The sequence below is a fragment of the Marivirga lumbricoides genome (assembly GCF_014636295.1).
Taxonomy (GTDB): Bacteria; Bacteroidota; Bacteroidia; order Cytophagales; family Cyclobacteriaceae; genus Marivirga; species Marivirga lumbricoides.
Genome location: NZ_BMEC01000008.1, coordinates 128,691 through 152,604 on the forward strand (window position 1 = coordinate 128,691; position 23,914 = coordinate 152,604).

Here is a 23,914-nt window from a genome sequence, read left to right on the forward strand (position 1 = left end):
TTAATCAAACTGTCTTCTTAAAAACCATCTGTCGTTATAAGTAAAACTCAAATTAAAGCTAAAATAATCTTCTCTCACAAGATTATTTAATAAAGTTCCTCTTTGACCTATTTCAAATGCTAAATTTACATTAGAAACATTGGTTATTGGTAAAGTGGTACCAAAAGTAATGCCAAAAGAATTAATATCTGTATTATTCACTACTATTGGCCCATTATTCACTCTCAAACCTGCTCTATAAGTTACCCTTTTTAAGTACTTATCCCCTGCCTGTGCATCGGGGGTATACTCAGCTCCTATTTTAACTTCGGTCTGAGTAGTTAGGTTTGCATCTTTCGTGCCAAAATTTTCATACTTGCTCCAATCCTGATAAGTGAAATCCGCAGAAACCGCCCATTTACTAGGTTTCCAATAGGATAATCCCACTCCTATTTTCCCAGGAATGGCAGTAATACCTTCCTCATTAAAAGTACTGAAATTACTTGAATCTGTGATCCCTGTCTGTGGGTTTAAAGGTGTACCAGCAGCGCTCAAGTACTGAAGAAACGTATTTCTTGTAGTATTCAGATTGGCAGGCAAATCATAAGTAGCACCTATGCCAAGAAAATTCTTTCCAATTTGCTGAGAGTAGCGACCACCCAACACAAAGCTAAAATCTGAAAAAGTATTTGTGCTTTCTCCTGCTACTAAGAAAGGAACAAATATGGTGTCCTGATCTTGAATCAAATTTTGGAAGGTAGTTCTATCAGTGACTTTACCAAAATTATAATTGGCTTCTGCACCTATAGCAATATTTTTAGTGATATTCCATCCATTGGCAATTCTAAGCTGAGATATGGTGCCTTCTCCCTCGAAACGCTTAATACCTGCACGAAGACGCTCACTTTCATTTGGCGCCTGAACAAGATTGTAGTTTTTAGCAGCGTAAGGATTTAATGAAATGGATATTCCATATTTACCCTGAACTATTGGAAATGCTAATGCAACGTATTTTAAGCCACCATTTACCTGATCGTATCTGGTTAACTCATCTCTAATAGCTGTTTGTGTTAATGACATACCTGCCTCAAAAGAAGAAAATGTCTGGCTTCCTAGCAGAGCAGGATTAAGAACCGGTATAAACCAGGGGCTGCTGTAAGCAAGGCCTGCATTTCCCATTCCATTGTTTGGTGCGTACGCTTTTTCACTTAACAAGCCTACTCCGTAAGCAGAATATGGCGACACAGTGTTCTGTGAAAATAATTGAAAAGTAAAAGCTATTGAGATTACAAAGGCTAAACAGCCTGTTTTAAATTGATGCATTATGTCTTAAAATCGCATTTAAACCCACTAAAACTAATTCAGGGATTGCAAAGATGGTAGCTTTTATCTTACTTTCAAAGTATTTTGCATCTCCACCAGTGATAATTACATTTAATGGGTTGTATTTTTCTTTGTATGTATTAATAAATGCCCTTATTTCTCCGCTAACTCCATGTACCACACCGCTTTGAATAGAGTTTTCAGTGCTGTTTCCGATTACATCTACCTGCTGTGCAGGATTGATTAACGGTAAACGAGCGGTAAAATTATGTAAGGCTTTAAATCTCATATGCATACCAGGTGAAATAGCCCCTCCGTGATATTGTATGCCTGCTTCCAAAAAATCATAGGTAATGCAGGTTCCAAGGTCTATTGCAAGGGTATGCTGATCCGGAAAAAGAGTTTGGGCACCAGCTACAATGGCAATTCTATCTAAGCCTAAGGTGGGAGATTGATAATTATTTACAAAAGGGACGGGTGTTTTATAGTTTAAGAAAAAGGGGTCTTCTCGCAAATCCAATATCTTTTTTATCGATTCATCATCTTCCCGCACACTGGAAATAATCACTTTTGAAACTTCAGATTTTTTTATTTCATCTGCCAATTCCTTTAATTCGTTAAATGCTTTGTAAGCAACTAATTCGTTCTCTTTAAAAAAGCCCAATTTTGCTTTTGTATTACCAATATCAATTGCCGCGTTCATCAAAAATTTATTAGTATAACGTAAAACTAACCAGAAATATGCAAACCAAAACATACCATGCCTTCGGATTGATGTCTGGCACTTCCCTGGATGGCCTGGACATAGCCTACTGCAAATTTGAAAAAACTGATGACAAATGGAGTTATGAAATTGTTGAGGCAGAAACTATTACCTATCCAACAGACATCTCAAATTATTTGAAGGAAGGCATTACCCTTTCAGGAATAAAGCTACGTACTATTGACTTGAAATTAGGTTACTGGATGGGCGAGCAGGTAAAAGTTTTTAAGAATAAATATTTAGTTCGCGCCCAATTTGTAGCAAGCCACGGCCACACCATTTTCCATCAACCGGAAAATAACCTCTCATTGCAAATTGGAGACCTTAATGCACTTCATGCTGCGTCCGAATTGCCTGTTATTGGTGATTTTCGCACTTTAGATATTATGAAAGGCGGTCAGGGGGCTCCTCTGGTGCCTGCTGGCGATCAGTTACTTTTTTCAGAATTTGAAATCTGCCTCAACCTGGGTGGTATTGCCAACCTCTCTTACTACACTGAAAAAGGAAATAGAATTGCCTATGATGTAAGTGTTTGTAACCTATTACTGAATAAACTGGCTTCCTCTGAAGGTTTCGATTATGATGAAGATGGGAAAATGGCTGCTTCAGGAACACCCAATGAAGATTTTTTGAAGCAATTAAATACAATTAATTATTATAAACATGCCGCTCCCAAAAGTTTGGGTCTGGAACAAATAGAAGCTGAGGTTTTTCCACTTTTCAGAAAAAGCTCTGAAAGCACCTCAAATATGCTAGCCACAGCAGTTGAGCATATTGCTGAACAAATAGCCCGTTGTATCAAATCACACATAAAAGAGGGAAAAGTATTAATTACCGGTGGCGGTGCCAGAAATTCCTTCCTTATGAAGCGATTGCAGCAGAAATTAGGTACCACTATTCAAGTGGCAGAAGTTCCAAATAAACTAATTGATTACAAAGAGGCTCTCATCTTCGCTTTCTTAGGGGTGCTTAAACTCAGAAATGAAACAAACGTTTTCTCATCCGTTACAGGAGCAACCTCAGACAGCATAAGTGGGGTACAAGTAGGTAAATTCTCCATTTAATTTTGTAGTTTTGCCGATTTAAAGGGGTTGAGTACTCAATGAAGCAGCACGGATTCTAACTGATAGATAAAATTGAAACCGTTTGTTGCAGCTGCTGGTAGGTTGTAATGTTTCTGCTTAATCCTGTCTGGAACCATTTAAGGCTATTTAAAAATAATTATGAAAGAACTTTTAGAGAAATTTGAGAACAAGCAACCTGAAGTAGTTTTTGAGTGGAATGATCCGGAAACAGAAGCTGAGGGCTGGGTGGTGATCAACTCTTTGCGTGGAGGAGCTGCCGGAGGTGGTACACGAATGCGAAAAGGTCTTGATAAGAGAGAGGTGGAATCTCTGGCCAAAACAATGGAAGTGAAGTTTACTGTTTCTGGCCCTGCCATTGGTGGAGCAAAATCCGGCATCAATTTCGACCCAAATGATCCTCGAAAAAAAGGGGTTCTGGAGAGGTGGTACAAAGCAGTAATTCCATTGCTGAAGAATTATTATGGAACAGGAGGAGATTTAAATGTAGATGAAATCCATGAGGTGATTCCTATTACAGAAAGGTACGGATTATGGCATCCTCAGGAAGGTGTAGTAAACGGACACTTTAATGCCACTGAACCCGAAAAAATTAAAAAGCTGGGCCAGTTGAGACAAGGTGTTATTAAAGTAATTAAAGCCCCTAATTACTCTCCTGACATTAAAAGAAAATACACTGTGGCTGATATGATTACTGGTTTTGGCGTGGCAAAATCTGTTGAGCATTATTACAGCATTTGGGGTGGCTCTTTTACTAAAAAGCGGGCTATTATTCAGGGCTGGGGCAACGTTGGGGCTTCTGCGGCTTATTATTTAGCCAAGGCGGGTGTATCAATCGTAGGTATTATTGATAGAAACGGTGGTTTAATCAATGAAAATGGTTTTTCCCTTGAAGAAGTAACCCAACTTTTTCTTAACAGAAAAGGAAATGAATTGATTGCCGAAAATTTGTTATCATTTGAGGAGATAGATAAGCGCATTTGGGCATTGGAAGCCGAAATTTTTATTCCAGCTGCTGCCTCACGGTTAATCACTAAAAAGCAGGTAGAAGAAATGCTTCAGTCTAAACTTGAAGTAATTTCGGCCGGAGCAAATGTTCCTTTTGCCGATCCTGAAATCTTTTTCGGTCCTATTGCTGATTTTGCCGATAAGCAGATAGCTGTAATCCCTGATTTTATTGCTAATTGTGGGATGGCACGTGTTTTCGCCTACCTTATGACTAGTGGTAGCGAAATAACTGATGAGGCTATCTTCGAAGATACCTCCCGAACCATTGAGAAAGCTTTGCGTAAATCATTTGAGGCCAATAATTCCAAAGTGAATATTTCCAAAACATCATTTGAAATTGCCTTAAGTCAATTAATTTAATATTAAATTTCTTTACTCTGCTGATAGATTTCAATGAAATCTTTAACTTGTGGCGTGATTAATAATGAAAAACTGCATGAGAAACTCATTTCTTCTATTTGCTTCAATCATACTAATTTCCTTTACCTCCCTATCTGCCTCTTTAGCAAGAGGTACTAATGAGGTGCAACATATCGCTGCTGTTACCAATACGGCATCAGCAGCAGATATGGAAAACCTTGCAAGTGAAGAAATAAGCCAGGATGACCCTGATCATGAACAAAAAGGGATGACGCATGCTGCTGCACCCACCTGGTTAGTAATTCCATTTGTTTTATTGCTCTTAATGATTGCTTCTGGTCCATTGTTTTATGAGCATTTCTGGCATAAAAATTATCCTAAAATAGCTGTTATACTCGCCATATTAGTAGTAAGCTATTATTTATTTGTTCTACATAATACACATGGGCCGGTACACGCTGCATTTGAGTATGTGCAGTTTATTTCTTTATTGGCCTCCCTATTTATTGCATCCGGTGGTATAGTTATTCATGTTAACAAGAAGTCTACACCCTTGGTTAATATTATGATTTTGTTAATTGGAGCGGCTATTTCAAACCTTATAGGAACTACGGGAGCCTCCATGTTACTAATCAGACCATTTATCAGATTAAACAAAAACAGAATCAAAGCTTACCATATCATTTTCTTTATTTTTATGGTAAGTAATGTGGGAGGCTCTTTAACTCCAATTGGTGATCCTCCGCTTTTCCTGGGTTTTCTAAAGGGTGTACCCTTCTTCTGGACTTTAGCGCATAACTGGGGTGCCTGGCTTTTTGCATTAGGTTCTCTATCTGTTATTTTCTATTTCCTTGACAAAAGAAATAAGCCGGATGAAGAAGTGGAAGAAGAAGTGTATGATAATAAAATCACTATAGATGGAAAGCGAAATTTTATTTGGCTGGCTGTAATCATAGCATCGGTATTTATTGATCCTAATATATTTGAATGGGTACCCGGTATAAATTATGATGGACAACAATTTTCATTTATCAGAGAGCTTATTATGTTAAGTGTAGCATATCTTTCTTACAAATTCGCTAAAAAAGATATTCATGAAAGAAATGAATTTAGCTTTGAGCCTATTCGCGAAGTAGCGTTTATTTTTATTGGTATTTTTGGTACAATGATGCCGGCCCTGGATTTAGTAGGTGATTTTGCGAAATCAGAAGCTGGTGCTTCTCTCATTACCCATAACACCTTATATTGGGGAACTGGTTTACTTTCTGGCTTTTTGGATAATGCCCCAACTTATCTTAATTTCCTTGCTGCTGCTATGGCCTCTCAGGGAGCAAGTCTTTCTGTTTTACCTGAAGTGGTAGCATTTGCTGAAGGTGGCGTTTATTATGACTCCGTTCTGGACCTTAAAGCTATTTCAATTGCTGCTGTTTTCTTCGGTGCTATGACATATATAGGAAATGGTCCAAACTTTATGGTAAAATCGATTGCTGAACAAGTAGGTATTAAAATGCCTTCTTTCTTTGGCTACATTATCCGTTATTCCATACCTTTTTTACTACCCTTGTTAGTACTGGTTTGGTTGCTTTTCTTCTACTAATAGATTAATCCGGAATGCTTACACTATAACATTTAACTTATCTTCTGTTATGTAAACATCACCCTCTGCTACTCGTTGCTTTTATATATAATCAACTTTAAAGCAATAATATGGATATTAAAAATAAAGTAGCAGTAGTAACAGGGGCTTCTAGTGGAATAGGTGAGGCAACAGCTTTAATGCTGGCTAAGGCAGGAGCAAAAGTAACTATTGCAGCAAGAAGAGAAGAAAAGCTCAATGCACTCAAAGAAAAAATTGAAAAAGATGGTGGCTCGGCTCTCGTAGTGCCTACAGACGTAACAGACAAAGATGCTGTTGAAAAAATGATTCGCGAAACCAAAGAGAAATTTGGTTCAGTTGATATACTTATTAATAATGCGGGCATTATGCCACTTTCATTCATGAAAAACCTGAAAACAGATGAGTGGGAAAAGATGGTTGATGTAAATATTAAGGGTGTATTAAATACTATTGGTGGCACTTTGCCAATTATGCAGGAACAGAAAAGCGGGCATATTATTAATATTTCTTCAGTTGCCGGTAGAAGAGTAATGCCAGGGTCAGCTGTTTACAGTGCTACAAAATTTGCTGTTAGAGCACTTTCAGAAGGAATGCGGATGGAATTGTCCCCAAGCAGTAATATAAAAGTGACCTCAATCGAGCCCGGTGCTGTGGAAACAGAGTTGCCTAATACCATTACGGATGATGAAGTAATGGAAAACTTTAAGAAACTGAAGGAAATGAATATGCTTCAGTCAGAGGACATTGCCAAGTCTATTGTTTATGCGATTGAGCAAGCCGACCGTGTGAATGTTAATGAAATTATGGTGATGCCTACTGAGCAACCACAGTAATATTAAGTAAGAAAATCTCAAAAGCATCCGGTTTCTTCGGATGCTTTTTTAATCTATAATATCAGCAATCCATTTTCCCTTAAATCCATCAATTCTTCAGAATTCCAGAACTGATCAAAATGATTGAAATTACTTTCATACTCACTTTTTAGCTCTTTATAAGGGACAGGACCTAAGGACATTTTTTTTAACCGGCCAGTTAGCCACTCTGCTTTTTTCTTCTCCAATATAATTTCTATAATGGCAGATTTATCGTGGAAAGTGAGCATAGTATGGCTTTTTCCTACACCATTATTACTACTCTGAGGAAAAGAGCCCAACCATAATACCTTTGCATTGTCTTTAATGCTGGTTTCCTCCTCAATTTGTAGGCTCCGTAAAATAAAGTCCGGAGCTATCGTTGTTCCGGGAATCTTAAAATCAAACCACTCCTGCAGAGGCAGATCAAAATGCTGTGCCTGCATATAATTAAAAATTGATTTTCGTAATCCGTAGCTAAATTTTGAATGGTCTATTCCTGTTTTGTCTTTAAACTGAATATCATTGTTGGCGAAGGTGATTTTTTTCAAGTCAGGAATGATGCCATATTCCTGAGTATTTAAGCCGATAGGACTATGGGCTGTAAGTGCAAACTGGTGCCAAAAGCCTGATTGAATGAGTCCTAATTCAAATAATTGCCTCACCATTTCTAAACTATCCACCGTTTCCTGAATAGTTTGGGTAGGGTACCCGTACATCAGGTACGAATGCACCATTATTCCTGCTTCAGCAAAATTGCGTGTAACCCTTGCTACCTGACTTACCGTAACACCTTTCTGGATCAGGTTCAGCAATCTGTCTGATGCTACTTCCAGACCACCAGATACCGCAACGCAACCTGAAGCCTTTAGTAATTTGCATAAATCTTTACTGAAACTCTTCTCAAACCTTATGTTGGCCCACCATGTGACAGTAAGTCCTCTTTTGATAATTTCCATCGCCAGACTTCTCATTAAAGCGGGGGGAGCGGCTTCATCCACAAAATGAAAGCCTGTTTCACCCGTTTGAGCCATCAATTGCTCCATTCTGTCTGCCAATTGTACTGCTGCAATTGGCTCGTAGATTTTAATATAGTCCAGAGAGACATCACAAAAAGTACATTTTCCCCAATAGCAGCCGTGAGCCATGGTGAGTTTATTCCAGCGGCCATCGCTCCACAAACTGTGCATTGGATTGGTTACTTCAATTACTGAAATATATTTGTCCAGCTTTAAATCCGAATAATCCGGAGTACCAATTTCACTTTGCTTATAATCTTTTTTAGAAGAATTGTTTTTATAGATAACCTTTCCTTCCTCCGCTAAATAGGTTCTTTTGTAAATACTAAAATCAGGATTTTCAGGCCTTGGGATTAAAACATTTGAAGCAACTAGCTCAATGGGAAGCTCTCCGTCATCTAAAGTGATGTAATCTACAAATTCAAAAACACGCTCATCCGTCAGGCTTCTTAATTCAGTATTAGGAAAACCTCCACCCATTGCAATTTTTATCTCTGGAAATCTGGCTTTTATGTATTGACCGCATTTTAAAGCGCTATATAAATTACCCGGAAACGGAACCGAGAAGCAAACAAGTCGCGGTGTTATTTTTTGAATATGCTCATCTAAAAGCTGTAGGCTTATATCATCAACGAAAGTAGTTGGCTTTGTCAACTCTGCATATATTTCATCAAAAGAATTCGCACTCATACCCAATCGTTCAGCATATCTGCTAAAGCCAAAATGGCTATCTAAGGTTTCAATAATGAAATCAGACAAATCTTCCAGGTAAAGCGTGGCCAGGTGTTTTGCTCTGTCCTGCATGCCCATAGTGCCAAAAGCCCAGTCCAATTCCTGCGACTGCTCAAAACGAGAGGCCTGAGGCAGGAAGTTCTCTGAGCATATTTGTCGGGCTAAAGTCTGATCTTTCCCCTGTAAAAAGGTAATGACAGCATTGATGCTCTTAATGTATTCAGCCCTCAGTGCATAAATCCGCAAAGCATTCTCAGAGAAAGGTATCCCCTTTTGGGAAGCGGATTCAAATACATTCATTAATCCATTCCTGGAAAATAGTTGATGAATTACTTCAATTCCTAAATCAACCTGAAAAGAACTAATGCCTTTGGTGTTAAGGAACCCTTTAAGATACGCTGTTGCGGGATAAGGCGTATTCAGCTGGGTAAAAGGAGGAGTTACGAGTAATAAATCTTTCAAAGCGAGTGCAATTTAGACAAAATTTGTGAGGACTTTAGTGAGAGCTTAACCCATGGAGAGGTAAAATAATTCAATAAAAAAAGCAACACTGAAATGTGCTGCTTACATTTATTTAGTTTCAGGTATGACTTAAATTGTCGTCCGCTAAATTGATATACTATCCATCAAGGGAAAATCCCCATATCCGTATAGCTTATAGCAATTCTATCCAGCGCCAGAATAAAGCCTGCAGTTCTCAAACTTTTGATGTTCTTTTCTTTACGCTTGGCATTCAACTCATGATAAGCCGTCACCATGGTTTCTTCCAATCCGGAGTTCACCAAGTCACGTTCGCTGGCTCCCTTTACAATCAGATCTACCTGTTCATTACTGAATTTATCTCCTGTGGCATTTTCGATGCTTTCCAATAGCGTTTTAAACTTCTGCATATCATAACGCTTCTCAAGCTTTCCGAATGAAACACGAGATAGGTTTTTCAACCATTCGAAATAAGAAACTGTAACACCGCCTGCATTCAAATACATATCAGGAATTACCATAATTCCTTTGTCGAGTAAGATTTTTTCGGCCTCTTTGGTAACAGGTCCGTTGGCTGCTTCACCAATTATTTTCGCCTTAATCCTATCAGCATTGGAAAGCGTAATCTGGTTTTCCAGTGCAGCAGGCACTAAAATATCACATGGCCTTTCCAACAATTCTATTGAGTTCTCTACAAAAGTTCCGTGTGGATATCCTTTAAAGCCCTTATTTTCTACCTGATAGCTCTTTATTTTTTCAATATCGATTCCTTCTTCATCATAAATACCGCCATTCCATTCCGCAATACCTATAATTTTTGCACCTGCTTCTTTCAGAAATAAGGCAGAGTAATAACCCACATTACCTAATCCCTGAATGATAATATTTTTATTTAAAAGACCAGTGGTTAAGCCTAGCTCTTTCATATCTTCCTGCACGCTTACTGCTTCCCTGATGCCCAGATACACTCCCATACCAGTAGCTTCCGTTCTTCCATCAATACCATGTTGGGAAACAGGTTTACCCGTTACACAGCCTTTAGCATTAATTGCATCGGGGTTAAAAGCTTCATAAGTATCCACAATCCACGCCATTTCCCTTGCCCCGGTTCCATAATCAGGAGCAGGTACATCAATAGCAGGACCTATAAATTTTTTCTTGATCAATTCAGAAGTATATCTACGGGTAATTTTTTCCAATTGCCCTACCGAATATTTAAGAGGATCAATGTTTACCCCTCCTTTTGCACCTCCGAAGGGAATATTTACCATAGCACATTTATAAGTCATTAATGCCGCTAAACCCATTACCTCCTGCTCATTTACAAAGCTGCTATAACGAATCCCCCCTTTAACAGGTAGCTTATGGTGAGAATGTTGAACTCTATAACCCTTTACAACTTCATAAGAACCATCATCTTTTCGGATAGGGAAGTGAAATTTATAAATGCTATTACATTGTTTGATTTGTTCCAGCAAGCCTGGGTGTAATTCCATATGTTTTGCGGCATCATCTACAAAGCTGCAGACGTCTTCAAACAAACTATAATCAGGATCATTAACCATATGTATTATTTATTTTGTTTTAAAATTAGTTTTCAGTTTTGTGCCATAGCTAAAAGATACTCTTTTTTAAGAAGAGGACATATTTTATACCTTTCCTCTTTTGTATCTTCGTAAATTGCCTCTAGTAATTCTACCACGTTTAAAATGCCAATAAGTTCACACCATTCGAAAGGACCGTAGGGGTAATTTGTGCCAAGCTTCATGCCTAAATCTATATCCTCCTTGCTAGCTGTGCCTTCCTGTACTGTATAATATGCCTCATTAATAATCATAAAAATTATCCGTGGAGTAACCATTCCTACCCTGTCGTCTACTAACTGAAAATCCGTACCTAAGTTTTCACATACTTGTGGTAGCACTTGCTTATCTTCTTCATCGGATAATGTACATTCTAAAACGGAGCGGTTGACAAAAGTGGGGAAACCATTAAAACCGAAAAGAGGGTTATGAATAGGTGGTGCATACACTGCTATTTCGCCAAAAGCGCTTAAAGCCATGTGTGTAAATACAGGCATTTCAGGCTTTTGCTCATAGAAAGCCAGGCTTTCAGGTGTTTCATGTGCTAAAAAATCAAAAACGACTTCTGCTTTAAAAAAATCTTCTTCTTTTATATCTGATAAATCCTCTGCGTGAATCATCTGGTGTTTAACGCCAAACTTTGCAGTAATTTCATCATAGTTTTGGGGAGTTCCTACTACCAGTATTGTCATAATTTGAGTACTTTTGTCCAAAGTTAATGAACAATTCAAGAAAAGCGATATGGAAAAGATAATCATTCAGACGAAAGAAGCACCCGCACCGATTGGCCCTTATAACCAGGCCATTTTAGCAGGAGAAACACTCTATGTTTCAGGCCAAATTGCATTGGATGCTCACAGTGGAGAAATGATTAATGAAAATATTACCGAAGAGACGCATCAGGTAATGAAAAACCTGGAAGCTATTTTGTCGGAAGCTGGATTAAATTTTTCCAACGTGGTTAAATGCAGCATTTTTGTGAAGAATATGGGAGACTTTGCCACCATTAACGAAGCATATGGCCAATATTTTATGAGCAACCCGCCAGCCAGAGAAACGGTGGAAGTATCTCGCCTGCCTAAAGATGTAAATGTGGAAATCTCTTGTATTGCCGTTAAATAATGCAGGGGTGGCCTGCTCAATCGGAAATATTGATCAGCCAGTTACCCGCTGAGGAAATTTTCCGCAGGCTGCATTTAGCTGTAAAGCCGGCTCATTACCAAAGTTTCAAAAACAGGTCATTAGAGTATAGCTCTGATGAAGTTTTTCTTTTTAATGGCAAAGTTGGTGCTACAGGCTTTGCCATCTCTCAGGTAGTAAGCAGGCCGGATAATTTTTTGCCTTTAATACAGGGAAAGGTGGAAGGGGCTTCTACCGGAAGCCTCGTTTATTTAAAGTTTCGTTTGTTCCCGAGCGTGAAGTATTTTTTAGGTTTTTGGTTTTTGCTGATGTTGATGTTCAGCATGATATCTTATGCTGAAGGAAAGAATATGCTGACTGTTACTGCTCCCATTATTGTATTAGTTGCCAGTTTTTGGGTGGTTAACGTGCGATTTTCCAGCGCCTACAGAAGAAGCAAAAAGGAGCTGGTGAGGTTGATTGGGTGAGATTTTAGAGACTAAACTAGTTAACTAGTTTATCTAAAAATTGCTCCTAGTCACACAGCTAATAGAACTTCCTCCGTAGTTTTCGAGGAATTTTTCTAAATTTTCCTTTCTTTAACTCAACAAGCACAACCCCATTCTTATTGATGGAATCATATTTAGCTGCCTCTTCGCCTTTTAATATATCCATAGATTTTATCCATTCAGGATTAATCTCTTTTATTACATTCATATCTACTGAGTCTTCAACATTACCATTTTCAGGAATCTTTAGCTTCTTGTCTTTATGAAGAATAATAAATGTCATTGAATTAGAAGAAGACATACGTTGGGACCCAGGCCCGTCAATTCTCACTCGATTATTCTTATTTCTTTCTATATCTTGTCCAAAAGAGCAAAAGAAAATTAGAAAAAAACATAAAGACAATATTAATTTCATACGTATATAATTCAATTTCATATAATAGCTCAATGATTAGAAAAATTTAACAACTGTAAAATTTTTTAATATTTATGTCCTTTTGCTATATTCTTGCTTTTGGCTATTTCATGTTCTAACTTCTCCAATTGTGGTACTCAATTCAAATCAGCTCTCACATTCTTAGAAGCTTCATCTGTGTAAATTACCATCTTAATTTTTACATTGACATTTTTATCGTTAATCTGTCCTGGGGTCCACTCCTTGAGGGATTGAGCAAATTTTAGCACTTCTTTTTCAAGTTTAGTGGAAGCATTTGGATAAGCATCATATGCAGAAATATATCTATCATAAATCTTTTCAACCTTCTGCTTTATAGTGCTATTAATAAGATTGGCCTCCACTAATTTCCCTTCCTCATTAACCTTTAATTCAATAGCTATAAAGTTTTGTTCATCATTAGACTCTACGACTTTTCTTAATTTCTTTTCGAGACCATTAAGGAATGGCTTAGAATCTACTTCAGAGTAGTTAAAATAAATGTTTTTGTAATTAATGTTTGAATCATTAAGCCACTCTATTTCCTTTTCCCAGTTCTCAGAACCAAAAACTACCCTTCGCATGCAGTATCCTGCCTGATATTGACCTTCCTTATCTTTTTGTAAATAAAGTATATATTTTACTCCCTTCATTCCCTTCCAACTACAGGATGAAATATTGCTTTCCTTTTTGTTTAACAGATTTTGTGGCCCATCAACTTTTATTGTTGAATCACTATAAGTGCCTTTATATATATTTATTACTTTAAAAATAGCAAGTACATCATCGCTTTCTGTATCTTCAAAACCAATTAATTTTCCTTGAAAAATTAAATCCGAACTGAAATTGCTTCGAACAAAATCTGGCTCAGTGCAATCACAAGCCTGATTTTTATTAATAAAGCCTAAACTTAAAATAAATATTAGAAATACATTTTTAGTTGCAATCAATTGTTCCCATTTCTGCGGTTTGTAAATAAAATTTTCTTTCATTTAATTTTCCAGAAGTATCTAATAATATCTCGAATTATAACTTAAAAATTTTAAGTTATTAGAATGCTTCATTATTCTCTTTTATAGAAAGGGATGGGCAACACTCTATGTGTTCCAACCACTTCATTTTTATATCTTCCAGGTAAAAAATTAACGGTTTTAACTATTTCTATCGCAATGGAGTCAGCTTTCGAGCAATTATCCAAGCCTTTAATGACTTTAACATCTTTTATACTGCCATCCTTTTGAACAATAAACTGTACATATGATTTACCTTCTTCAGAACACCCTTCCGGTAACCATAACAATGATATATTTGCTTCTATCAAGCTATCATAGCCACCAATCAATTGAGGCTGTAACTCATAATTAATAAATACATGAGTTGTATCCTGACTTTGGGCATGAGCTATAAACAAAAGAGATAAGCTTATAAACATCATTAGATTTTTCATTTCTACTTTCCTTAAAGGTAAAATACTATTGTTGGCTAAAAACGCTACTATATAAGTATATTTTACTAACGTATAGACACATCTTCCTCATCATTAATCATTAATATCTCCTTATTCACGAAAAAATAAAGCTCATTTATGAAACGGTACTGCTATAACCTTTACTACTTCTGTTTTCTCTCCTTGTTTAATTGCCGGAATATATTTAACTAGTTTAACTAGCTCAATGGCGATAGAATCTGCTATTGGACAATTTTGCAAGCCTTTTATAATTTCCAGATTCTTAACTTCTCCGTTCTTTGAAACAATATGTTTGACGTACGATTTACCTTCTATTGGACAATTCCCGTCCAACTTCAATTTGGATGCATTTATATCGTATAAACTATCAAGGTTTGTTTGGATAAATGCAGTCTGAGAATAATTGCTTGCTTCTTGACATCGAGCCAAGTTCGCTATAAGAAAAAATGAAATTAAAAGAAATAATGTTCTCATGATTAACAATCGTTTAAATTTAACACTGCGTTTGGTATTAGTTGGTAATCAATAGGATAATTGTAAATGGGCTTTTCATTAATAAACTGTTTCATAAAATAGAAATATTTATCCGATATCTCACTCCAGTTGGGTAATTGCGTAAAATCATTAGAAACTTCACTAAGCCATAGTAAGTATTCTGTAAAAACTGCAGTACCTGGTTCTTCAAATGCAAGACAACAAAGGCCTCCATGAGTTAAATCATGATATAATTTGGCTTCAAATTCTATATTTGATCTTCCGACATTTGAGTATTGGTTTAGGCCACCGTAAAATAAATCTTGGTAACCATGAAAAAATTCTTCTCCAAAAGTAGTCTCATTTATTAATTCGGAAGATTTAAATGTAATATCAGAAGTTGAATAATTATAACCCCCCGGAACATCTTGTGTCCCATCAATTTTAAAACAAAACTTCTTTTCTTCTCCAACAACGTATTCAAAAATTTGAAGGTTTGTGCATTTTGTTAGGTAATTGTCAACAACATTTTTTAGTTTAAAATTATCCCTGGTTGATAATTCATTGCAATTACTAATGTCTTCTAATCCAGTAGTAATTGCTGTGCAACCTCCTTCGCCATCTGATACAAACCCTTGTTTACAAACACAGTTCCCCTCCGAATTAAGCACCATGTTCTCTCCACAATCAGGCACACACTCCCCATTCTCATCAGCTACATAGTTCTCACTACAAATTACTGCATCACAATCCACCCACATGCCTTCGATAAATGGATGAGCACACAAGCCATTAGGGCCTGAGGGGTTTGCTGAACCTCCCCCTCCACCACCCGGGTTGCTAGGATCTGGTGGCGCTAGCTCATCTGGCTCACAAACCATAGTAGATCCATCATAGGTACATCGTGTAGCAACAATCCTATCACCAACTGAAGTCTGTACACACCACCAGTGATCAATTATGCTACAGTTTCCTCCAGATCTATTACTTATTTCATTCTGGCTCTGAGGATTAGTTTGCCCTATTAAATTACCGTTTTCATATACTAATATTTGCTTAACTTCCTCTCCCCAATCACTTACTAAAAAATAACCTGTGAACTCCGCTGTGTTTTCTGTTGGTACAGGCATTACATATTCAAGTACTACTTCATCCTTCTCATCTTTATAGGCCCTTCCAAACGAAGTGTAATCTACAGGGAAGCGTTTGGTTCCTTCACCTGAGCTTACATATCTTTTGCCTTCTTCACCCCCTATACTTTTAGTGGGGAAGAACAATACATCACCTACGTTCAATTCTTTGTAAATGGCCAAATCCCATAATATATCAATTGAAGTGTCTGAACCATTAGTTCTGGCATTTGCATTTTGTTTTTTGCGGGCATTAAAAGCTTCTTTTACTTCTTCAATGGTAATGTCTTTTGCTTCTTCCAGCTGAATTACTTCTTCCTGATTACAGGAAAAGAAGAGGATGAGCAAGAAGCTACAGTAAAGGGAGAGCCTTTTCATTAACAAGTATTTTAAGGTTTATTACCGGGTTCTTTCAAAACAATTAAAAACTCTCCTTAAATGTGTGAAAAGAATTGAGCAGGATACTCTCCTGAGAAGAAAAAAGCCAAATAAATTTCACTTTGTAGGTTTGCCAAAGCAAGCAATTCAAACCTCACTTTGGTCGGTGCTACTTTATTCAAAAAGTTTTGAACCGGATTGACAAATGAAAGTCTCTAAAAAACTTAATAAATGCAAGAAATATTACTATTAACTTTAAATGGGAAGGTTGATTACTTCTACATATATTAACAATAAAAACACGCCTCCTTCCTGTCAGTTGAATTATAATGCTTAATTTTGCACCCTGAAATAAAAAAATTTACTCATGAGTACAGCTGTACGCGTAAGATTTGCCCCTAGCCCCACAGGCGCTTTACATGTGGGTGGTTTAAGAACTGCCCTTTATAATTATCTGTATGCCAAAAAAATGGGTGGCACCTTCATTTTAAGAATAGAAGATACTGACCAAAACCGTTTTGTAGATACTGCCGAAGATTATATTAAAGAATCTCTGGAATGGATTGGTATTACACCTGATGAAAGCCCCTGGAACGATAAAGGAAGCGTAGGCCCTTACCGCCAAAGTGAGCGAAAGGCAATGTACAAGGAATATGCCCAGCAATTGGTAGAGGCCGGACATGCCTATTATGCATTTGATACTTCCGAAGAGTTGGATGCTATGCGTGAGCGATTGAAAGCTGCGAGAGTGGATAACCCGCAGTACAATGCCATCACCCGCATGCAAATGAAAAACTCTCTGACACTTTCTGCAGAAGAGTTGAAGTCAAAAATGGATGCCGGTGAGCCTTATGTAATTCGTTTAAAAGTGCCAAGAAAAGACGAAGTACGTTTAAACGATTTGGTACGAGGATGGGTAATGGTACACTCCTCCCAAATTGATGACAAAATTTTAATGAAATCGGACGGAATGCCAACTTATCACTTGGCGAATGTGGTAGATGATCATTTAATGGGAATTACGCATGTAATCCGTGGAGAAGAATGGTTGCCTTCAGCCCCTCTACACGTTTTATTATATCAGTTTTTCGGCTGGGAAGATACTATGCCACAATTTGCCCACTTACCATTATTATTAAAACCGGATGGGAATGGTAAGTTGAGTAAGCGTGATGCCGATAAGCATGGCTTCCCTATTTTTCCTTTACAATGGAAGGATCCTGCTTCCGGCGAAGATGTTGCCGGTTTTAGGGAAGATGGTTATTTACCTGATGCTTTAACCAACTTTCTGGCCTTTTTAGGATGGAACCCCGGCACGGAGCAGGAAATTTTTAGCAAAGAGGAACTGGTTGATGCATTTAGCATTGAAAGAATTGGCAAATCAGGCACCAAATTCGATATTAATAAAGCTAAGTGGTTCAACCAGCAGTACTTAAAAAGCAAAGACAATGCTGAATTGGCTCATTACTTATTAAAAGATCTGGAAACCCATGGAAAATCAGCCAGTAAAGAAACAGCAGAAAATGTAGTAAACGCATTGAAAGAGCGCGTTACTTTCCCTCACGAATTTTACACTGAAGGAATATTTTTCTTTGAAAAGCCTACGGTATATGATGAGCAGGTAATTTCTAAAAAATGGACTTCTGATGCTGTAAAAGTATTGAAGCTATATGCTGTAGCATTGGAAAAAGAATCTTTTATAGATGCAGAAAAAGCAAAAGTTCTTTTAACCGATGTTTTAGAGCAAGAAGGAATAGGAATGGGTAAAGTAATGCAGGCATTGCGAGTATCTATTACCGGCAAGGGTGCCGGCCCGGACTTAATGGAAATAATTAGCATACTGGGCAAGGATGAAATAACCGAACGCATCCGTTTAGCGTTAGATACGCTACAGGACCAAGTAAAATAATTATGAGCAGGAAGAAAAAAGGTGATTCAGATAAAAAGAAACAAGAGCCAACCGTAAATCCTGAATTAAAGGGGTTTGATGTGAAGATAGACACTTTTGGTGAAATTAAAACCAGTTTCGATATTGATAGAATTAATGCTTTCCTGAATAAAGAGGTTGAAGATAAAAAACTAAAGAATAGAGAGGACTTAGATTTTATTAAGAAAAAGAAAAACATCAATAAAGATGAAGAAGAATAAAAATGCCCTGCTTAGGTGGGGCATTTTTTATTCTAATCAATTTTACTCTTCCATACCTTCTTCAGGAATATAAATAGCTACTTCCTGCTTCCCCCAATTTCTGGCTTTCTCTTCGTTAAGCCCCATATAAATATCTATTTTATTAGTCCAGCGTTTATTCATTTTGTCCTTTACCAGAAATGTACCTTCCAAGCCCTCAATTTTTACTCTGGTATTATGAGAAAGGCCACTATCTAGCAAATCCCGGGAAATGGCTATTGCCTTCATTCCGGGTTTAAGTGTATCGCCCCATGCTGCAACGCCAACGCTTCCTTTCTTAGTTTGCGCTTCTGTTGAATTATACGCTGTAGCCATTACATTAAGTGTGTCATAGTTGGTGGTGCTGGTTTTTTCGCCTTCACTGTCACAACCCGCAATAAATAGTGCTACCACTAAAAATGCATAAATGCTGTTTTTTCTGTAAAATCTTTCCATCACAAATTATCTATTTAGACATTCTCAATATTAAATAATCCTTTTAAGCGGATATTGTTCAATTGTCTATTCAAATTTAACGTGGCATTATCAATTAAAGATTAATTTCACATTATATAGAATTTAGATTAGGCATTCCAAAAACAGACGGGTGGAATTAAAACTACTCTACAAATAAGTATTGAAATTTGCGGAATCAATGGTTCATGAGTAATTTGAATCGTCAACAGAAACTTAAAGTTATGTACCAAAATTCGCACGAAATAGACTACAAAATTATTGGAGAGGGAGTTCAACTGGTAGAAATTGAGCTGGATCCGAATGAAACCGTCATTGCTGAAGCCGGAGCTATGGTTTACATGAACCAGGGTATCGATTTTGAAACTAAGATGGGGGATGGTTCCAACCCTAATGAAGGATTTATGGGTAAGCTGCTCTCTGCAGGCAGCAGGATTTTTACCGGTGAATCTTTGTTTATGACACACTTCACCCACCGTGGGACAGGAAAAGCGACTGTTGCTTTTGCAGGCCCTTACCCAGGCACCGTTATTCCGATGGATTTAAAAGGCTGCTATCAAAATGAAGTGATTGTTCAGAAAGATGCCTTTTTATGTGCTGCCCTGGGCACAAAAGTGGCCATTACTTTTAATAAACGTATTGGTTCAGGTTTGTTAGGAGGAGAAGGATTTATCCTCCAGAAGTTAAGTGGAAATGGAAAGGCATTTGTCCATGCAGGAGGAACAGTAATAGAAAAACATTTAAATAATGAAACACTAAGGATCGATACAGGCTGCGTTGTAGGTTTCGAGTCTTCTTTGGATTTTAATATTCAAAGCAGCGGAGGGCTAAAATCGATGCTCTTTGGGGGAGAAGGTGTGTTTTTAGCAACCTTAAGTGGTACAGGCAGGGTTTGGTTACAATCCATGCCGATCAGAAAACTCATTCAGGCCATCGCACCATATGGCAGAAATTCCAATAAAGAAGGGGGCTCTTTACTCGGGAATTTTCTGGAAAGGTAAGTTAAGCCTTTAGCAAAACTTATTTTCTAAGACCAAATCGGGGCAGCAACATGGGAACCTGCTCCTTATAATCTTCATATTCCTTTCCAAAAGTTCTTATCAATCGCTTTTCTTCGTACTGTACACCTATCATCAGGTAAATAAATAAGCAGACTGCGTGTAAGAGGTTGACATAGCTGGGGCTAAAAATTGCAAACCCGATCAAAAATAAGATAGTAGCAGTATATAAAGGATGGCGTATTCGGGCATAAATACCTGCCTTTTGTAGTTTTGGGCTTTTTTCTTCCTCTTTTAAGCCTAAAAAGGATCTAAAGCTGGTGTTTTTAAAAGACAGTTTGGTTAAAAGAAAGCCAAAAGTAGCAATAATCAAACCTACACTTTCAGATGATTTATTAATAGGCATAAAATAGACCGGCTCGATAAAACTTCCTAACAGTAAAACAGCCAAAATAAGAATAACAGAAAGCAGGGTATAAAGTTTTCTGTAATTAAGCGGACTTATTCCTTTACCATAAGCTTTTAGCTTTAGCTTTTCAGAGGCAAGGAATGAATGGATAAATCCAAAGATCAACCAGCCAAGAACAATCATTAAATAGTTAAATGGATAGCTCATGGAATAATTTTTAAGTGGTTTAAAAATGTAAAAAGGAAGCAACTATAAAAAATTACTTCCTTTCTTACTTTAAAGATTTAAAGAATCTATTTTCTGCTGTAATTAGGAGCTTCCCTGGTAATATGCACATCATGAGGATGGCTTTCTGCAACACCTGCAGCAGTAATTTTTACAAACTTAGCAGTTTTTAATGCTTCAATGGAGCCTGTTCCACAGTAACCCATTCCGGCCTTTAAGCCTCCAACCATTTGGTAAAGCACTTCAGCAACAAGCCCCTTGAATGGCACTCGTCCTACAATTCCTTCCGGCACAAGTTTTTTAATATCGTCTTCTGCATCCTGGAAATAGCGATCTTTTGATCCGTCATCCATGGCTTCCAATGAGCCCATTCCACGGTAAGATTTAAATTTCCTTCCTTCGAAGAGGATCATTTCACCGGGTGCTTCTTCGGTTCCCGCTAATAGTGAGCCTATCATTACACTGTCGGCTCCACCGGCCAATGCTTTCACTACATCACCGGAAAAACGAATGCCCCCATCCGCAATAATAGGAACTCCGGTATCTTTTATGGCTTTATAAGTTTCATACACCGCTGAAAGCTGAGGAGCCCCCACACCTGCCACTATTCTTGTGGTACAGATACTTCCCGGTCCCACTCCTACTTTTACGGCATCTGCACCAGCATCAATTAGTGCTTTAGCTGCTTCAGGTGTAGCAATATTCCCTACTATTACTTCAAGCTTAGGAAATTTAGATTTAATTCTTTTTGCAGTGTCAATTACACCTTTACTATGCCCATGGGCGGTATCAATACTTACCACATCAACTCCGGCAGTAATTAAGGCCTGTACCCTTTCCTCAATATCAGGCGTTACACCCACAGCAGCTCCTACGCGTAATCTTCCAAATTCATCTTTACAGGCAAAAGGCTTATCCTTCTTCTTAAGAATATCTTTATAGGTAATTAAACCCATTAAAATACCTGATTTATTAACGATTGGTAGTTTTTCAATTTTATGCTCCTGAAGTACGTCTTCGGCACCTTCCAGCTTGATTCCCTCTTCAGCTACAATCAGATTATCTTTAGTCATCACCTTTTGCACAGGCACTGAATGATCTTTCTGAAAACGTAAATCTCTATTGGTAACAATGCCAATAAGTTTCTTTCCGGAATCCACTACAGGAATCCCTCCAATTTTATTTTCACGCATAATTTTCACTGCATCACCCACTGTGCTATCAACATGCAATGTAATGGGATCCAGAATCATGCCGCTTTGAGATCGCTTTACTTTTCTTACCTGCAAGGCTTGCTGCTCAATATTCATGTTTTTATGAATAAAGCCTAGTCCACCTTCCAAAGCCATAGCAATAGCCATATCATGCTCTGTTACGGTATCCATGGCAGCAGAAACCAAAGGAATGTTTAAACGAATATTTCGGGTTAATTGAGTGGATGTGTCAGTGTTTCTTGGAAGAATATCTGAGTATCCGGGAAGCAGTAAGACATCATCATAGGTTAATGCCTCATAAACAAATTTGGAAGTATCTAAACTCATAGTGCAAATAATTACGGGTTATTATTTGCAGGGCAAAATTACAACTATACTTTGGTTTTAGGAAATTTGTGGAAGCTATTATTTTTATTTGTACATTTAATTATGTGTCGAAAATAATTAAAGATAGATGAACCTTATAGTTTTACTTCTTTTCTCTGCTGCTTTTTTAATAGCCGCCTATTTTATGTATGGAAAATTTGTATCAAGGAAGCTAAATATAAATAACCTTACTAAAACTCCTGCCCATCAATTAAAAGATGATATTGACTATGTACCTACTAAAAAATTTATTGTTTTAGGACATCATTTTGCCTCAATAGCAGGTGCAGGCCCTATCATTGGTCCTATCATAGCTGTTACTTTTGGCTGGATTCCGGCTGTTATCTGGATTTTACTGGGTGGTGTTTTCTTTGGAGCAGTACATGATACTACAAGTATGGTGGCTTCTTTAAGGCATAAAGGGAAATCGATTGGTGTAATTATTCAATCTTATATTGGCGAGGGTGGCAAAAAGCTCTTCCTCCTCTTCAGTTTCGCTACACTGATATTAATTGTTGCAGTTTTTGCAGATATCATTGCTAAAACTTTTGTTAAAAACCCGGAAGTAGCATCAGCTTCAGGGCTTTTTATCTTACTCGCCATCGTTTTTGGAAGGGTAAACAAGGCTTTTGAAAATAAAAAACACGCTTTTCTGATACTATCGGTAATTGGAGTTACTTTAATGTATCTCTTTATTTTTTTAGGAACACAAATTCCCATTCTTCTAAATTATGGAGTGTGGGTAGGTTTGCTTATGGCCTATTCCTTTCTGGCTTCGGTTACTCCCATGACATTCCTTTTGCAGCCGCGGGACTACCTGAGCAGCTTCTTGCTTTATGGCTTAATGATTTTTGCGATTGTTGGAATTCTTGTAGCCAACCCTGAAGTGAAAATGGACAATACTGTTCAGTTTCACAGTGAAAGCATGGGGTATCTATTTCCCGTGCTGTTTGTTACTGTGGCTTGTGGAGCCATCAGTGGATTCCACTCCCTGGTAGCATCCGGGACAACCTCAAAACAAATAGATAAAGAAACCGATGCGAAAGTTATAGGCTTTGGCGGTATGTTAATAGAGTCTTTTCTCGCTATTATTTCTGTGGGAGCTGTAATAATTTTAGAACGAGCAGATTATACAGGTTTACTTCTCACAGAAGGCCCTGTGAACATGTTTGCCGATGGCCTGGGTTATATTATTTCTTCTTTAGGAATTTCGGAGAATTTGGCTGTTACCTTTGTGGCACTCACTATTTCCGCCTTTGCCCTAACCACGCTGGATACCTGCACAAGGCTGGCCAGGTTCACATTCCAGGAATATTTTGAAAATATTGAAAGCCCAAAGGTTCAGAAAGTGAGCCAAAACAGGTTTATTGCTACTTCAGTTGTCATTGTGCTGTCGGTTTTAATGCTTCTATCAGGAGAGTTTTCTATGCTCTGGCCTATATTTGGGTCTGCCAACCAGCTTTTGGCAGCTTTAGCATTGTTAGCCGTAACTGTTTGGCTTTATAAAATAAAGCAAAGCGCTACTTTTGTGATAATACCTATGTTTTTCATGTTCACGGTAACGCTTACTTCTCTATTTTTCTTTGCCTGGGAAAACTACAACAAAGGAGTTTATGCACTAGCCATTATTGCAGGAATACTGTTTTTGCTTTCTCTTGTATTGATCCGACTGGCTTTTAGAAGCCTCAGAAAAAATCCGGAGAAGGTGAATAGTTAGAATTCCCGGAATCCATATTGCTTTTCACTCATAGTG

The 23,914-nt window shown here is 37.6% G+C and carries 23 protein-coding genes; 10 read left to right on the plus strand and 13 right to left on the minus strand.

Features of this window, described 5'->3' with window-relative positions:
- Nucleotides 1-1,302, minus strand: a complete 1,302-nt coding sequence (gene bamG / locus IEV85_RS13280; RefSeq protein WP_188464136.1) for a BamG family beta-barrel-assembly machinery protein — start codon at nucleotides 1,300-1,302, stop codon at nucleotides 1-3.
- Nucleotides 1,289-2,005: a type III pantothenate kinase gene (locus IEV85_RS13285; RefSeq protein WP_188464138.1), complete on the minus strand. Its 717-nt coding sequence runs from the start codon at nucleotides 2,003-2,005 to the stop codon at nucleotides 1,289-1,291. Before IEV85_RS13285 ends, bamG begins: the two co-directional genes overlap by 14 nt.
- 38 nt (nucleotides 2,006-2,043) lie before the next feature.
- Here IEV85_RS13285 and IEV85_RS13290 point away from each other — a divergent pair, with 38 nt between their 5' ends.
- The 4 genes from IEV85_RS13290 to IEV85_RS13305 all read left to right on the plus strand — a co-directional run bounded on the left by IEV85_RS13290 (nucleotide 2,044) and on the right by IEV85_RS13305 (nucleotide 6,966).
- Nucleotides 2,044-3,129, plus strand: coding sequence for an anhydro-N-acetylmuramic acid kinase (locus tag IEV85_RS13290; protein WP_188464140.1), 1,086 nt, complete (start codon nucleotides 2,044-2,046; stop codon nucleotides 3,127-3,129).
- 159 nt (nucleotides 3,130-3,288) lie between these two features.
- Nucleotides 3,289-4,515 carry a Glu/Leu/Phe/Val dehydrogenase dimerization domain-containing protein gene (locus IEV85_RS13295; RefSeq protein ID WP_188464142.1) on the plus strand — a complete coding sequence of 409 codons (1,227 nt, stop codon included), beginning with the start codon at nucleotides 3,289-3,291 and terminating at the stop codon, nucleotides 4,513-4,515.
- 76 nt (nucleotides 4,516-4,591) lie between these two features.
- Nucleotides 4,592-6,112 (plus strand): sodium:proton antiporter, encoded by a 1,521-nt coding sequence (locus IEV85_RS13300; RefSeq protein ID WP_188464143.1) that lies wholly within the window; start codon nucleotides 4,592-4,594, stop codon nucleotides 6,110-6,112.
- 110 nt (nucleotides 6,113-6,222) lie between these two features.
- Nucleotides 6,223-6,966: an SDR family oxidoreductase gene (locus tag IEV85_RS13305; protein WP_188464145.1), complete on the plus strand. Its 744-nt coding sequence runs from the start codon at nucleotides 6,223-6,225 to the stop codon at nucleotides 6,964-6,966.
- A gap of 53 nt (nucleotides 6,967-7,019) precedes the next feature.
- Here the strand turns inward: IEV85_RS13305 and IEV85_RS13310 are convergent, their stop codons facing one another.
- The 3 genes from IEV85_RS13310 to IEV85_RS13320 all read right to left on the minus strand — a co-directional run bounded on the left by IEV85_RS13310 (nucleotide 7,020) and on the right by IEV85_RS13320 (nucleotide 11,490).
- Nucleotides 7,020-9,197: a B12-binding domain-containing radical SAM protein gene (locus IEV85_RS13310; protein ID WP_188464147.1), complete on the minus strand. Its 2,178-nt coding sequence runs from the start codon at nucleotides 9,195-9,197 to the stop codon at nucleotides 7,020-7,022.
- 164 nt (nucleotides 9,198-9,361) lie between these two features.
- On the minus strand, nucleotides 9,362-10,780 hold the full coding sequence (locus IEV85_RS13315; RefSeq protein WP_188464149.1) for a Glu/Leu/Phe/Val family dehydrogenase: 1,419 nt from the start codon (nucleotides 10,778-10,780) through the stop codon (nucleotides 9,362-9,364).
- Nucleotides 10,781-10,812: 32 nt separating this feature from the next.
- Nucleotides 10,813-11,490, minus strand: a complete 678-nt coding sequence (locus IEV85_RS13320; protein ID WP_188464151.1) for a 3-hydroxyacyl-CoA dehydrogenase family protein — start codon at nucleotides 11,488-11,490, stop codon at nucleotides 10,813-10,815.
- Between the two features lie 49 nt (nucleotides 11,491-11,539).
- Here IEV85_RS13320 and IEV85_RS13325 point away from each other — a divergent pair, with 49 nt between their 5' ends.
- A complete protein-coding gene (locus tag IEV85_RS13325; RefSeq protein WP_188464154.1) occupies nucleotides 11,540-11,920 on the plus strand; it encodes a RidA family protein in 381 nt (126 codons plus the stop codon).
- The gene (locus tag IEV85_RS13330) at nucleotides 11,920-12,405 is read left to right on the plus strand and encodes a hypothetical protein (protein WP_188464156.1); all 486 of its coding nucleotides are present in this window, start codon (nucleotides 11,920-11,922) and stop codon (nucleotides 12,403-12,405) included. The genes IEV85_RS13325 and IEV85_RS13330 overlap by 1 nt, the downstream gene beginning before the upstream one ends.
- Nucleotides 12,406-12,463: 58 nt before the next feature.
- Here IEV85_RS13330 and IEV85_RS13335 read toward each other — a convergent pair whose 3' ends face one another.
- From IEV85_RS13335 to IEV85_RS13355, 5 genes are all read right to left on the minus strand, one after another.
- A complete protein-coding gene (locus IEV85_RS13335) occupies nucleotides 12,464-12,709 on the minus strand; it encodes a hypothetical protein (RefSeq protein ID WP_188464158.1) in 246 nt (81 codons plus the stop codon).
- A gap of 269 nt (nucleotides 12,710-12,978) precedes the next feature.
- A complete protein-coding gene (locus tag IEV85_RS13340) occupies nucleotides 12,979-13,851 on the minus strand; it encodes a hypothetical protein (RefSeq protein WP_188464160.1) in 873 nt (290 codons plus the stop codon).
- A gap of 71 nt (nucleotides 13,852-13,922) precedes the next feature.
- Nucleotides 13,923-14,306: an energy transducer TonB gene (locus IEV85_RS13345; protein WP_188464162.1), complete on the minus strand. Its 384-nt coding sequence runs from the start codon at nucleotides 14,304-14,306 to the stop codon at nucleotides 13,923-13,925.
- Nucleotides 14,307-14,438: 132 nt separating this feature from the next.
- The gene (locus IEV85_RS13350; protein WP_188464164.1) at nucleotides 14,439-14,801 is read right to left on the minus strand and encodes an energy transducer TonB; all 363 of its coding nucleotides are present in this window, start codon (nucleotides 14,799-14,801) and stop codon (nucleotides 14,439-14,441) included.
- Nucleotides 14,802-14,803: 2 nt separating this feature from the next.
- Entirely contained in the window at nucleotides 14,804-16,309 is a 1,506-nt protein-coding gene (locus IEV85_RS13355) for a hypothetical protein (protein WP_188464166.1), read from the minus strand.
- Between the two features lie 367 nt (nucleotides 16,310-16,676).
- Here IEV85_RS13355 and gltX point away from each other — a divergent pair, with 367 nt between their 5' ends.
- Both gltX and IEV85_RS13365 read left to right on the plus strand, forming a co-directional pair.
- On the plus strand, nucleotides 16,677-18,218 hold the full coding sequence (gltX, locus tag IEV85_RS13360; RefSeq protein ID WP_188464168.1) for a glutamate--tRNA ligase: 1,542 nt from the start codon (nucleotides 16,677-16,679) through the stop codon (nucleotides 18,216-18,218).
- A gap of 2 nt (nucleotides 18,219-18,220) precedes the next feature.
- Nucleotides 18,221-18,457 (plus strand): hypothetical protein, encoded by a 237-nt coding sequence (locus tag IEV85_RS13365; RefSeq protein ID WP_188464170.1) that lies wholly within the window; start codon nucleotides 18,221-18,223, stop codon nucleotides 18,455-18,457.
- A 42-nt stretch (nucleotides 18,458-18,499) separates the two neighbouring features.
- On the opposite strand, the gene IEV85_RS13370 is transcribed toward IEV85_RS13365, so the two are convergent.
- Entirely contained in the window at nucleotides 18,500-18,931 is a 432-nt protein-coding gene (locus tag IEV85_RS13370; protein WP_188464442.1) for a 3D domain-containing protein, read from the minus strand.
- A 242-nt stretch (nucleotides 18,932-19,173) separates the two neighbouring features.
- Between IEV85_RS13370 and IEV85_RS13375 the strand changes: the two genes are divergently transcribed.
- Nucleotides 19,174-19,950: a TIGR00266 family protein gene (locus IEV85_RS13375; RefSeq protein WP_188464444.1), complete on the plus strand. Its 777-nt coding sequence runs from the start codon at nucleotides 19,174-19,176 to the stop codon at nucleotides 19,948-19,950.
- 19 nt (nucleotides 19,951-19,969) lie between these two features.
- Here the strand turns inward: IEV85_RS13375 and IEV85_RS13380 are convergent, their stop codons facing one another.
- The gene (locus IEV85_RS13380) at nucleotides 19,970-20,563 is read right to left on the minus strand and encodes an NnrU family protein (RefSeq protein ID WP_188464172.1); all 594 of its coding nucleotides are present in this window, start codon (nucleotides 20,561-20,563) and stop codon (nucleotides 19,970-19,972) included.
- Nucleotides 20,564-20,649: 86 nt separating this feature from the next.
- Nucleotides 20,650-22,122 (minus strand): IMP dehydrogenase, encoded by a 1,473-nt coding sequence (gene guaB, locus IEV85_RS13385; RefSeq protein ID WP_188464174.1) that lies wholly within the window; start codon nucleotides 22,120-22,122, stop codon nucleotides 20,650-20,652.
- A gap of 127 nt (nucleotides 22,123-22,249) precedes the next feature.
- On the opposite strand from guaB, the gene IEV85_RS13390 reads away from it, so the two are divergent.
- The gene (locus IEV85_RS13390) at nucleotides 22,250-23,878 is read left to right on the plus strand and encodes a carbon starvation CstA family protein (RefSeq protein ID WP_188464176.1); all 1,629 of its coding nucleotides are present in this window, start codon (nucleotides 22,250-22,252) and stop codon (nucleotides 23,876-23,878) included.
- Nucleotides 23,879-23,914 lie beyond the last annotated feature (36 nt).